Source organism: Nocardia sp. NPDC059691, from assembly GCF_042733915.1.
Taxonomy (GTDB): Bacteria; Actinomycetota; Actinomycetes; order Mycobacteriales; family Mycobacteriaceae; genus Nocardia; species Nocardia sichangensis.
In genome coordinates, this window is sequence record NZ_JBHWFB010000010.1 from 134796 (window position 1) to 146223 (window position 11428).

General features: G+C 67.6%; 11 protein-coding genes. 3 read left to right on the forward strand and 8 right to left on the reverse strand.

What is annotated here, in order from left to right; all coding sequences use genetic code 11:
- Nucleotide 1 precedes the first annotated feature (1 nt).
- The 7 genes from ACFV2O_RS22565 to ACFV2O_RS22595 all read right to left on the reverse strand — a co-directional run bounded on the left by ACFV2O_RS22565 (nucleotide 2) and on the right by ACFV2O_RS22595 (nucleotide 7408).
- The gene (locus ACFV2O_RS22565) at nucleotides 2–886 is read right to left on the reverse strand and encodes an AAA family ATPase (protein ID WP_379253659.1); all 885 of its coding nucleotides are present in this window, start codon (nucleotides 884–886) and stop codon (nucleotides 2–4) included.
- Complete coding sequence (locus ACFV2O_RS22570; RefSeq protein ID WP_364433722.1) at nucleotides 886–1479, reverse strand: nucleotidyltransferase family protein; 594 nt, start codon at nucleotides 1477–1479, stop codon at nucleotides 886–888. The genes ACFV2O_RS22565 and ACFV2O_RS22570 overlap by 1 nt, the downstream gene beginning before the upstream one ends.
- The gene (locus tag ACFV2O_RS22575) at nucleotides 1476–2369 is read right to left on the reverse strand and encodes an XdhC family protein (RefSeq protein ID WP_379253660.1); all 894 of its coding nucleotides are present in this window, start codon (nucleotides 2367–2369) and stop codon (nucleotides 1476–1478) included. Before ACFV2O_RS22575 ends, ACFV2O_RS22570 begins: the two co-directional genes overlap by 4 nt.
- A gap of 26 nt (nucleotides 2370–2395) precedes the next feature.
- The gene (locus tag ACFV2O_RS22580) at nucleotides 2396–4786 is read right to left on the reverse strand and encodes an aerobic carbon-monoxide dehydrogenase large subunit (RefSeq protein WP_379253488.1); all 2391 of its coding nucleotides are present in this window, start codon (nucleotides 4784–4786) and stop codon (nucleotides 2396–2398) included.
- Nucleotides 4783–5301, reverse strand: a complete 519-nt coding sequence (locus ACFV2O_RS22585; RefSeq protein WP_379253489.1) for a (2Fe-2S)-binding protein — start codon at nucleotides 5299–5301, stop codon at nucleotides 4783–4785. Before ACFV2O_RS22585 ends, ACFV2O_RS22580 begins: the two co-directional genes overlap by 4 nt.
- Before the next feature lie 2 nt (nucleotides 5302–5303).
- Nucleotides 5304–6194 (reverse strand): FAD binding domain-containing protein, encoded by an 891-nt coding sequence (locus ACFV2O_RS22590; protein WP_379253490.1) that lies wholly within the window; start codon nucleotides 6192–6194, stop codon nucleotides 5304–5306.
- Between the two features lie 80 nt (nucleotides 6195–6274).
- The gene (locus ACFV2O_RS22595; protein ID WP_379253491.1) at nucleotides 6275–7408 is read right to left on the reverse strand and encodes an XdhC family protein; all 1134 of its coding nucleotides are present in this window, start codon (nucleotides 7406–7408) and stop codon (nucleotides 6275–6277) included.
- A gap of 64 nt (nucleotides 7409–7472) precedes the next feature.
- Between ACFV2O_RS22595 and ACFV2O_RS22600 the strand changes: the two genes are divergently transcribed.
- Nucleotides 7473–8429 carry a LysR family transcriptional regulator gene (locus tag ACFV2O_RS22600; protein WP_379253492.1) on the forward strand — a complete coding sequence of 319 codons (957 nt, stop codon included), beginning with the start codon at nucleotides 7473–7475 and terminating at the stop codon, nucleotides 8427–8429.
- Nucleotides 8430–8582: 153 nt separating this feature from the next.
- A complete protein-coding gene (locus ACFV2O_RS22605; RefSeq protein ID WP_379253493.1) occupies nucleotides 8583–8969 on the forward strand; it encodes a phosphatidylserine decarboxylase in 387 nt (128 codons plus the stop codon).
- 261 nt (nucleotides 8970–9230) lie between these two features.
- On the opposite strand, the gene ACFV2O_RS22610 is transcribed toward ACFV2O_RS22605, so the two are convergent.
- Nucleotides 9231–10208 (reverse strand): ADP-ribosylglycohydrolase family protein, encoded by a 978-nt coding sequence (locus tag ACFV2O_RS22610; RefSeq protein WP_379253494.1) that lies wholly within the window; start codon nucleotides 10206–10208, stop codon nucleotides 9231–9233.
- Nucleotides 10209–10615: 407 nt separating this feature from the next.
- Between ACFV2O_RS22610 and ACFV2O_RS22615 the strand changes: the two genes are divergently transcribed.
- A complete protein-coding gene (locus ACFV2O_RS22615) occupies nucleotides 10616–11275 on the forward strand; it encodes a TetR/AcrR family transcriptional regulator (protein ID WP_379253495.1) in 660 nt (219 codons plus the stop codon).
- Nucleotides 11276–11428: the final 153 nt, after the last annotated feature.

The window sequence follows — 11428 nt, forward strand, 5'->3', positions numbered from 1 at the left end:
CTCATCCGGTAGCCAGGTCTCGCGTGTATTCGGCGAACGCCTCCCGCACGGTCGCGCGGTCGTCGGGTGTCTTCGCCAGCGCGCTGAGTGCTGCGACCGCCTCCGGCGCGACGAGATCGGCGACATCGAGCGTCGCCAACGCGGCGATCCAGTCGATGGTCTCGGCGACGCCGGGCGGCTTGTCGAGATCGAGACCGCGAGCGTGCGCGACGAACAGGGTGGCATGTTCGATCAGCGCATCGGTCGCCCCGGGCACGGTGCGTCGCACGATCGCCACCGCGCGGGACGGTTCGGGATAGTCGATCCAGTGGTAGAGGCAGCGCCGCCGCAGCGCGTCGTGCAGGTCGCGACTGCGGTTCGAGGTCAGCACCGCGAGTGGCGGCCGCTCGGCGGCGAAGGTGCCGAGTTCCGGCACGGTCACCGCGGCCTCACCGAGGAATTCCAGCAGCAACGCCTCGAATTCGTCGTCGGCACGGTCGATTTCGTCGACCAGCAGCACCGGGGGCGTCGGACCGCGATAACGGACACAGCGCAGGATCGGACGGTCGACCAGGAATGCCTCGGTGAACAAGTCGGCTTCGGTGAGGTCGGCGCCGCGCGCTTCGGCGAGCCGAATGCTGAGCAGCTGACGCTGGTAATTCCAGTCGTACAGCGCTTCGTTCACGGTCAGGCCCTCGTAGCACTGCAGGCGGATCAGCGGAGCGGCGAGCGCGGTCGCAAGGGTCTTCGCCGCGGTCGTCTTGCCGACTCCCGGCTCGCCTTCCAGCAGTAGGGGCCGACCCAACGTGGTGGCCAGATAGAAGGCGGCGGCGGTACCGGTGTCGAGCAGGTAGTCGTCGGCGTCGAATCGCCGGACCACGTCCTCGATATCGGCGAACGGCGACATCATGGCGAGGTCGAGGCGCGCAGGCGCTCGTAATCGGCCCAGGTGTCCACATCCAAGGGCACCGCTGCGTCGACGTCGAGCCGGGAGACCGGGACGCGGCCCGACTCGATGATCTTCCAGACCGCCTTGTCGCCGTGCAATCGGGCCAACTGGCCGAACAGACCGCGGGGCAGCCAGAACGGATGCCCGACGCCGTCGCGGTAGCCGCAGACCGTGATCGCCGCGGTCGTCGCGTCGGCGATCAGTCGTTCGACGGTCGCGGCCGACAGACCCGGTTGATCACCGAGCATCAGCACGATTCCGGGGGCCAGGGGATGTACCGAGCCCAGGGCCGAACGCAACGACGAGGAACAGCCCGAACCGAAGTCGTCGGCCACGACCACCTCCACCCCGGTGAGATCGACCTGCTGCCGGACCGCTGCGGCCGCCCCGCCGAGGGTGACGATGATCTGACCGAAACCGCAGGCTCGAACCACGTCCAGTGTGGCGCCGAGAAGTGTCGTATCCCGGTATGGCAGTAGCTGTTTCGGTGTGCCGAGACGCCGTGAGGTTCCCGCCGCGAGTACGACCCCGGTGACGAATCCGTTTGTCATGAGCCCGTCTTCGCCTCGGCGAAGGAAGTGCGGCAGCCGGAGCCGCAGAACCAGTAGTCGACGTCGTCGACGGTGAGATGCGGTGTGTCCGGCCCGACCGCCACGGTCATACCGCACACCGGATCGAGCGCCTCGAACGCGACGCTCGACAGGCGAACCGGGACGGCCAAGCCGCCCTTGCGGATCGCCTGGATCACCTCCGCGACGATCGAGACGGCGATCTCCGCCGAGGTCTTGGCGCCGATCGGCAGGCCCACCGGGGTGCGCACGCGCATCTGCTCGGCTTCGGTCAAGCCGAGTTCGTCCAGAATCGACGCTCCCCGGATCTTGCTGGCCACCAAACCGACATACCCCACACCCGAGTCGAGCGCGGCGCGGATCGTCTCGGCTTCCGGGCCGCCGTGGCTCGCGATCACCACCGCGGTCGTGTCGGTCAGCGAATCCGGCGAGTCGGCTCCGCCGATACCGCGCTGCACATCGAATCCCACCAGTGCGCACATCTCGGCCAGTGCGTCCGCGATCGGTGTCGCGCCGCAGATGCGCACCAGAGGAGCCGGGACCTGCGGCTCTAGGAATATCTCCAGCGCTCCGCCGGACAGACAGGGATTCACCACCACAGCCGCGCCGGGGGCTTCGGGAAATTGCAGGTCGCCGTCGGGCAGCACGCGCAGCAGCACGCTCTCGTTCGATTGCAGGGCGCCCAGCGCGGCCTTGCGGACCGAGTTCTGGGCGCACTGGCCGCCGACGAATCCTTCGATCGTCCCGTCCTGCAACAGGATCGCCTCGTCCCCGGCATGCGCCGAGGTCGGCTGCTGCGCTCGGACGACGGTCGCGTGCACGAACGGAGTCCGGGTCCGAACCAGTTGCTGTGCACGCTCGGTCATCTTCATCGGTGTTCCCATCGCTCCCACCCCACTCAGACGGGCGGTGTGGCCCGGCCCTGCATCGCCTCCCAGACCCGCGACGGCGTCAGCGGCATGTCGGCGTGCCGAACCTTGTAGGGCGCCAATGCGTCCACCACCGCGTTGACCACTGCCGCCGGTGATCCGACGGTCGCCGATTCGCCGATACCTTTCGCGCCGATCGGGTGGTGCGGCGAAGGAGTGACCGTGTACCCGGTCTCGAAATGCGGAACCTCGAGCGCCGTCGGGATGAGGTAGTCCATCAGGGATCCGCCGAGGCAGTTGCCGTCCTCGTCGAAGGCGATGATCTCCATCAGCGCCATGCCGATGCCGTCGGTGATGCCGCCGTGCACCTGACCCTCGATGATCATCGGGTTGATCCGGGTCCCGCAGTCGTCGACGGCGAGGAAGCGCCGGACCTTCACCACGGCCGTCCCCGGGTCGACATCGACGACGCAGAAGTACGCGCCATAGGGGTAGGTGAGATTCGCTGGGTTGTAACAGATCTGCGCGTCGAGTCCGCCCTCGATACCCTCCGGCAGATCACCCGCGCCGTGTGCTCGCATCGCGATCTGCTGGATCGTGACGGCCGCGGACGGGTCGCCTTTGACGTGGAACAAGCCCTTCTCCCACTCCAGATCGGCGACGGATACTTCGAGCATGCCGGACGCGATGATCCGGGCCTTGTCGCGCACCTTCCGCGCCACCAGCGCGGCAGCGGCGCCCGAGACCGGAGTCGAGCGGCTGCCGTAGGTGCCGAGGCCGAACGGGGTCTGATCGGTGTCGCCGTGGACGACGTCGATGTCGTCCGGCGGTATCCCGAGCTCCTCGGCGACGATCTGGGCGAACGTCGTCTCGTGTCCCTGCCCCTGGGTCTGCACCGACAGCCGCACAACGGCTTTGCCGGTCGGGTGGACCCGCAGCTCACACCCGTCGGCCATCCCGAGCCCGAGGATGTCCATATCCTTGCGCGGTCCCGCGCCGGCGGCTTCGGTGAAGAAAGCCATCCCGATGCCCATCAACTCACCGCGGGCGCGCTTTTCCCGCTGCTCCTCTCGCAGGGCGTCGTATCCGATCATGTCCATCGCCAAGCGCATGGTCTTCTCGTAGTCACCGGAGTCGTAGACCCAACCGGTCTTGCTGGTGTACGGGAACTGTTCGGGCCGGAGCAGATTGCGCAGCCGCAGCTGCGCCGGATCCATCTTCAGTTCCTGTGCGAGGCAATCCACCAACCGCTCGACGAAGTAGACGGCCTCGGTGATCCGGAACGAGCACGCGTAGGCGACGCCGCCGGGGGCCTTGTTCGTGTAGACCGCGGTCATCTTGCAGTAGGCGGCTTCGATGTCGTAGCTGCCGGTGAAGACACCGAAGAAGCCGGCCGGATACTTCAACGGCGCGGCCGTGCCGTTGAACGCGCCGTGATCGGCGAGCACGGTGGACCGGATGGCCAGTATCTTGCCGTCGGCATCGGCGGCGATCTCACCGAGCATGATGTAGTCGCGGGCGAAACCGGTACTGGTCAGGTTCTCGCTGCGATCCTCCATCCATTTGACCGGTTTGCCCAGTAGCAGCGACCCGACGATGGCGCAGACGTATCCCGGGTAGATGGGCACCTTGTTGCCGAACCCGCCGCCGATATCGGGTGCGATGACCCGGATCTTGTGCTCGGGCAGCCCGGCCACCATCGCGTAGATCGTGCGGTGGGCGTGCGGCGCCTGACTCGTCGACCACAGGGTGAGCTTGCCGGTCACCGGATCGAGATCCGCGACGGCGCCGCAGGTTTCCATCGGGGCGGGATGCACGCGCGGGTAGACGATCTCTTGCTCGACGACGACGTCCGCGCGGGCGAACACCGCCTCGGTCGCGGCGGCGTCACCGGTCTCCCAGTCGAAGCAGTGGTTGTCCCGCTTGTCCTCGAGATCGTCTCGGATCACCGGCATCTCGGGCGAGAGCGCGGTCCGGGCATCGATCACCGGAGGGAGCATGTCGTACTCGACGTCGATGAGTTCCAGCGCGTCACGCGCGGCGTAGCGGTCCTCCGCGACGACGAAGGCCACCTCCTGGCCTTGGAACCGGACCTTGTCGGTCGCCAGTACCGCCTGCACGTCGTTGGAAAGCGTCGGCATCCAGGCCAGTCCCTTGGCGGCGAGGTCCGCGCCGGTGACTACCGCCTTCACCTTCGGATGCGCCTGTGCCGCGGAGACGTCGACGCTAACGATCCGCGCGTGCGCGAACGGCGAACGCAGGATCGCCATATGCAGCATGCCGGGCAGTTGGACGTCGTCGACGAAATTGCCGCGTCCGCGGATGAACCGGGGATCCTCCTTGCGGAGCATCCTGCCGTGCCCGCACGGCTTGCGGTCGTTGTCGACTCGGTCTTCCGGCCGGGATTCGACGGCGGTCATGATGTACTCGCTACCGGCGCCGCGGTGGGCGCGGGTTCCGGCTCCGCCGCTTCGCCCCGTTGCTTCGCCGCGGCCCACTGGATCGACCGCACGATGGTGGTGTATCCGGTGCAGCGGCAGATCTGGCCCGAGATCGCCTCCCGGATGGTTTGCTCGTCGGGATCCGGGTTGCGGTCGAGCAGTGCCCGGGCCGTGATCATCATCCCGGGCGTGCAGAATCCGCACTGCAGCCCGTGACACTGCATGAAGCCTTCTTGCACGGGATCGAGCTTGCCGTCGACCTCGAGTCCCTCGACGGTGCGCACCGAACGCCCGCCGGCCATGACGGCCAGCATCGTGCACGACTTCACCGGTTCGCCGTCCACCTCCACCACACAGGTGCCGCAGTTGCTGGTGTCGCATCCCCAGTGGGTTCCGGTGAGCCGCAATTGGTCTCGTAGGAAGTGCACGAGCAGGGTGCGCGGCTCGACGTCGGCGCTCACCTGCTCGCCGTTGACGGTCATGGTTACCTGCATGGCTAGTTCCCTCTCGGTGCGGGATGGTTCAGCACGCGCTCCACCGCGGTGCGCAGCGCGCGAATCGTGAGTTCGGACGCGAGGTGGCGCTTGTAGTCGGCGCTACCTCGCGAATCGGAGGCTGGTGCACACGCCGCGCTCGCCCGCCGGCCCGCCTCCACGTAGATCTCCTCGGTGGGCGGCGCGCCGACCAGCAGGTCCGAGGCGGTGGCCAGCGCCGCTGTATCGGGCTCGACGGCGGTCAGGCCGATCCGGGCGGCCGCTATCGCACCGTCGCGCAGTGTCACCGTCGCGCCTGCCGCCGCGATCGCCCAGTCGCCGACTCGGCGCTTCACCTCCTTGTAGGCGCTGGAGGTCCGATGCCGCACGGGAATTCTGATCTCGATCAGAAGTTCATTGCGCATCATGGCGGTCTCGTACGGGCCGACCAGGAAGTCGTCCATCGCGATCTCCCGGTCGCCGGACGGTCCGCGCACCAGGCAGGTGGCGCCGAGAACCGTGCAGACCGTGGTCAGGTCTTCGGCGGGATCGGCCTGGCACAGCGAGCCGCCGATCGTGCCGCGGTTGCGCACGACGGGGTCGGCGATCACGCGCTCGGCGTCACGGAAGATCGGGCACACCGCGGCGAGATCGTCGGATTCGAGCAGATGCCGGTGCCGCACCATCGCGCCGATGCGCACCAGGGTCGGATCGGTGACTATATAGCCCAGCTCGGCAGCCAGGTCGTTGATGTCGATGAGATATTCCGGATTGGCCAGGCGCAGTTTCATCATCGGCAACAGGCTGTGCCCGCCCGCGATGATGCGCGCCTCCTCTCCGAGCCGGTCCAAGAGTCCGACGGCGTGATCCACGCCCGTCGCGCGCTCGTATTCGAATGGTCCGGGCACCTGCATGTGACCCACCTCACATTCATGGGGAGAAGCTCAGCTTCTGCGCCGCTGAACTGGGGGTCAAGACCGGATTAAGTAATCACTTAATCGGCTGTCGGCGCGGTGTGGTGAATCCGTCCGCCGGTTCCGGTCAGCGAACGGCCGTGCCCGCCCCAGCGCCGCGCGATGATCTCGGCCGCGATGGACACCGCCGTCTCCTCCGGCGTCCGGCCGCCCAGATCCAGCCCGATCGGGCTGGCGAGCCGGGCGAGTTGCTCCTCGGTGAGGCCGGCCTGCCGCAGGCGGGCCAGCCGCTGGTCATGCGTGCGGCGCGACCCCATGGCGCCGACATAACCGATCTGCGGCGCCCGCAGGGCCACTTCGAGCAGCGGAACGTCGAACTTGGGATCGTGGGTCAGCACGCAGACGACGGTCCGCGCATCGACCGCGCCTGCCGCGATCTGCGCGGCCAGGTAGCGGTGCGGCCAGTCGACGACGACCTCGTCCGCGGTCGGGAACCGGGCCGAGGTGGCGAAGATCGGCCGCGCGTCGCATACGGTCACCCGGTACCCGAGGAAGGATCCCTGCTGCGCCACGGCGGCGGCGAAATCGATGGCCCCGAACACCAGCATCCGCGGCTGCCTGGCATGACTGGCGACGAAAACCGCCATGCCCTCGCCGCGACGCTGTCCGTCCGGGCCATAGGACAGCACCTCGCTGCGGCCCGCCGCGAGCAACCCGGCCGCGTCATCGATCACCGCGTCGTCGGTGCGCGCCGACCCCAGCGTGCCGCGCGCGTCACTCGGCCGGATCAGCAGCCGCCGCCCGATCCGGCCGGGGTCCGGGTGCTCGATGACGGTCGCGATCGCGACCGGCCGGTGCTCGGCGATGTCCGCGGCCACCTCGCCGAGTTCCGGAAACGTCTTCCGTGAGATCGGTTCGACGAAGATGTCGATGATGCCGCCGCAGGTGAGGCCGACGGCGAACGCGTCGTCATCGGAGAACCCGAACCGCTGCAACACCGGAAGGCCGGTGCGCACGACGTCGGTGGCGAGTTCGTAGACCGCGCCTTCGACGCAGCCGCCGGAGACCGAACCGCCGACCGTCCCGTCCGGGGCGACGACCATGGCGGCGCCTGGCGGTCGCGGCGCCGAGCGGAAGGTGCGCACAACCGTCGCGACCCCAGCCGTGCCCCCGGCGTTCCACGTTGCCATCAGATCCGTGAGCACGTCCTGCATGATGCGTCCTCCGGGCGCGATACGGCGGTAGGCACCGCGTCCACCTCCAAACTAGACTCGGATCGTGACGCCCGCCCAGCTTCGGGCCTACTCGACCGTGGTGCGGCTCGGCTCCGTCCATGCGGCGGCCAGAGAGCTGGGGATGTCCGACGCCGGTGTCTCGTTGCACATCGCCCAGCTGCGCAAAGAGCTCGACGACCCGTTGTTCACCCGCGCCGCCGCGGGGCTGGCCTTCACGCCCGGCGGATTGCGCTTGGCCAGCCGGGCCATCGAGATCCTCGGACTGCAACGGCAGACCGCGATCGAGGTGAGCGAAGCCGCCCATGGCCGACGGCTGCTGCGTATCGCGGCATCGAGCGCGTTCGCCGAACATGCCGCGCCCGGCCTCATCGACTTGTTCGCGGCGCGGGCGAAGGATCTGGCGGTCGAACTGAGCGTGCACCCCACCAGCCGGTTCCGCGGTCTGATCGAGACCCGTGCGGTGGACATCGCGCTCGGGCCCGGGCCGGAGAACGCCGACACCGCCATCGCCGCCCGGCCGTTCCTGAAGTATCAGATCATCTCGGTCGCGCGCCCCGACAGCCCTCTGGCGGGCGTCGCCGCACCTCCGGCGCTGCTGCGGGAGCAGCCGTGGATGCTGGGTCCCAGCGCGGGCAGCGTGGACGGGCACATCGCGACGATGCTGCGCGAGTTGGCCGTACCCGAATCCCATCAGCGGATCTTCCAGAGCGACGCCGCCGCTCTGGAAGAGGTCCGCCGGGTCGGAGGCATCACCCCGACGATCGGTTTCGCCGTGGCCGCCGATCTCGCGGCCGGTCGGTTGATCCACGTCAAGGGACCAGGGCTCCAGGTATCCGACGAGTGGTGCGCCACCACGTTGCCGCCCGATTCCCGCCAGCCCGCGGTGTCGGAACTGCTGCGGTTCATCACCACCCCGCGATGCATCCAGGCGATGATCCGTGGGTCCGGCGTGGGCGTCACGCGGTTTCGCCCGAAAGTGCATGTGACCCTGTGGAGTTGAAAACGCGACTGCTGCGCACCGTTGACGGGATGCTTCGCCTCGAGTCCGCACGACGGCCTCGATGGCGGAGTCGATGTTGTCGGCGATGCGGAACGTCTGGCCGCCGCAGGCCGCGACGTAGAGTTGGGTTTACACGGCCGGCAGGAGGCTGATGTGAGCGAGCCGGACAGGATCATCCAGCATTTGCGGCGGGCCCTCGGCGAGGAGCAAGGCCTTGCCGCCCGGCTCGACGCCCAGACGGGCTATCAGTTCTCTCAAACCCGCGGTGTCGTCACCATCGACACCTCCGTCGCACCGGTCGGTGACATCGGCATCGTCGCGGTCGTTTGCGTCGGCATGTCCCACGTGGGTTCGGTCGTGCTCACCGCGGTCGAGAACAGGCAGATGGAGAAGGGCCAGCAGTTCGGCTACTTCCAGTTCGGCGGCTCCGACATCATCCTCCTCTTCCAAAACAAGCTCGATCTGCACGTGAACACCGACGACGACTACCGGCTCGTCGGATCACCCGCAGCGCACTTCGCGTCGGCGACCAACCGCTGACGCGCGGCTGGACGATGACGAACCGATATCGGGAACAGACGCGCTCCGGGCCGACCTCATTCGCCACTGAGAAGCGTTGGGGCGTCCGAGGGCACAGGACATCGCTCACGCCACCGCATGATCGGTGCCGCTCGGTTGAAAAGCTTTGCGGCCAAGAGACTCTGGGCCGCGACCGGTGCGGCGGGCGCCAGGGTAGGCGAGGAGGTGCGACGGGGGAGTGGCGTCTTGGTGTTGCGGATCCACGGCGTCAGCTGGTTGTTCTCACGACGCGCCGGATAGCCACTTCCGGAAGCGGCCGGAAACGGAATCTTTGCGCCGTGGTGGTCGGCGGGTGGGGTCGAACCAGCCGGGCAACGGTTCTCGCGCGGCGAGCCAGGTTCGCGGCACTCCTCCGAGCGGGCCGGGATGCGTGTCGGTGCCGGTGTGGGCGGCGACGATGCCGCCGGCGATGGCGCTCGTGGTGTCGATATCGCCGTCTGCGGCGATACACGTGGTGATCGCGGCCGGGTAGTCGTCGAGATGCGTCGCCGCTACCCAGATCGTGAACGGCACCGTGTTCTGTGCGGTGACCCGGGATCCGTTGCCGAGTTCGTCCGCGGCCTCCTCCGCGGAGGCATCGAGCAGACTGCGAGCACGGCGAATCAGGCGGGTCGTCTCGCCGTCGTCAAGGCGGTCGAGGACGCCGGTGATGAAATCCGCTGGCGTGGGCCGACTTCCGCGTAGGCGAGCATGAGCGGCCTGACCGGCCGCGAGCGCCACCGCGACCGCGCCGAGGACGCCCTCCGGATGCAGATGCGTCACCTGCGCCGACCGCGCCGCTTCGGCGGCGATCTTTTCCGGATCGTCGGCGTAGAAGGCGCCCAGCGGAGCGACGCGCATGGCCGCACCGTTTCCACAGGATCCCTGGTTGTCGTACACGGCTCCGGCCGCCTCCCGCCAGTGCACGCCGTCGCGGATCCGGCGCAAGGTACCGACCGCCAGGAAGCCGTAGTCACGGCTCGGGTCGAATCGGCGCGCGAAGGCGGCGGCGAGCCGATCCTGGTCGATCCCACCGCGACCGATGAGTTCGGCAACCACGGTGCAGGCCATTTCGGTGTCGTCGGTCCACCCGCACTGCCGGGCCGGGAGATTGCCGGCCCGAAGATCCGGAATCGACCGGCCCATGATGGGAAATTCCGCTCCCAGCGCGTCTCCCACGGACAGTCCGTCGAGTGAATCGAGCATCAACTCAACATGCATCGCGTCTGAGGGTAGCCACCGAAACGGCGGTGCATACGAATGCGCAGGCTGGGCCGTGCCTGAACCGAGCGCTGCCGGCAGAACGCCCAGCTGGGCGAGATGGGTGAATTCGCTGCCGTCGGGCGCCACGGGAACAATTGCATGTTCATACTTAGATATGCGCATCAAGATATGTATCATCCGTCGAGCCGTTGACGGCAATGCAGCGCTTGTCCTAGCCTCGGCGAGGTGAACATTGATCACCCGGCGGTCGTAACCACTTCCGTCTCGTGTTCGGGAGATCTGGACGGCCTCCGCTTCGTAGATGTCCGTGGGGTGACTCGACGGCTCGTATGTGTCGATCACGTGGGGGGAGGCACTCGCCGCGTCCTTGGGCCTGCTCGCGGCGCGGGATCGGCGCGATAGCGATGACCAAGCGCGGGTTGACCCGGGATCGTCTGGCCGACATCGCTCACGATTACGTCTCGGAGAACGGTCTGGACGCGCTCACGATGCGACGGCTGGCGGCCGCGGCGGGGGTGACGCCGGGTGCGTTGTACAAGCATTTACGGGACCGGAAGGATCTCCAGCGTGCGATGGCCGACACCATTTTCCGGGCCGTCGACCTGTCGGATATCGACCTCGGCAACCCCGATGTCGCTCAGACGATGATCTGCTGTCGGCGTATTCGTGCGGCGATACTTCGTTTCCGTGAGGGAGGGCGCGTCGTCGCGGGCTCGTACTCGCCTTCGCCGGAGACCATCAGAGTCTCCAGTACGCTGACGACACTCCTCCGCGGTGTGGTTCTGCCGCAGTTCGGCGTCGGCGAGATCGTTTTGGTATTGCGTTCCTACATCACGGGTTTCGTCATCGAGGAACAGGCCTATCTCGAACTGAGCAACGCGGGCGAGTGGGATTCCCTGGTGGCGCGAATTTCGACCGGTGATCATGCTAGGCAGGAGGGCGCCGACGATGTCCTCGCGATTATGACCGGTGATCGGGATCTGAGGTTCACGGACGGATTGCGCGCTGTTCTCTACGGCAAGGTTCGAGATTCGGCGAACATCCTTGCCTCGGTGCATAACTGACCGCAGTGTCGGCTTCGGCCGAATCGACGGGCGCGGCTGCATCATGGCTGATCGGTTCAACCGGTTCGCGGTCTGTCCGGACGTCGACGCATCGGCGAAGGCGGTGCGCTTCATACGCATCTGCGACCTGTGGGATCCCGATCGTCACCCTGG

Coding starts and splice junctions, on each gene's coding strand:
- ACFV2O_RS22565 (WP_379253659.1), bottom strand. CDS start 886: ATGTCGCCGTTCGCCGATATCGAGGACGTGGTCCGGCGATTCGACGCC.
- ACFV2O_RS22580 (WP_379253488.1), bottom strand. CDS start 4,786: ATGACCGCCGTCGAATCCCGGCCGGAAGACCGAGTCGACAACGACCGC.
- ACFV2O_RS22590 (WP_379253490.1), bottom strand. CDS start 6,194: ATGCAGGTGCCCGGACCATTCGAATACGAGCGCGCGACGGGCGTGGAT.
- ACFV2O_RS22615 (WP_379253495.1), top strand. CDS start 10,616: ATGACCAAGCGCGGGTTGACCCGGGATCGTCTGGCCGACATCGCTCAC.
- ACFV2O_RS22575 (WP_379253660.1), bottom strand. CDS start 2,369: ATGAAGATGACCGAGCGTGCACAGCAACTGGTTCGGACCCGGACTCCG.
- ACFV2O_RS22595 (WP_379253491.1), bottom strand. CDS start 7,408: ATGCAGGACGTGCTCACGGATCTGATGGCAACGTGGAACGCCGGGGGC.
- ACFV2O_RS22570 (WP_364433722.1), bottom strand. CDS start 1,479: ATGACAAACGGATTCGTCACCGGGGTCGTACTCGCGGCGGGAACCTCA.
- ACFV2O_RS22585 (WP_379253489.1), bottom strand. CDS start 5,301: ATGCAGGTAACCATGACCGTCAACGGCGAGCAGGTGAGCGCCGACGTC.
- ACFV2O_RS22610 (WP_379253494.1), bottom strand. CDS start 10,208: ATGCATGTTGAGTTGATGCTCGATTCACTCGACGGACTGTCCGTGGGA.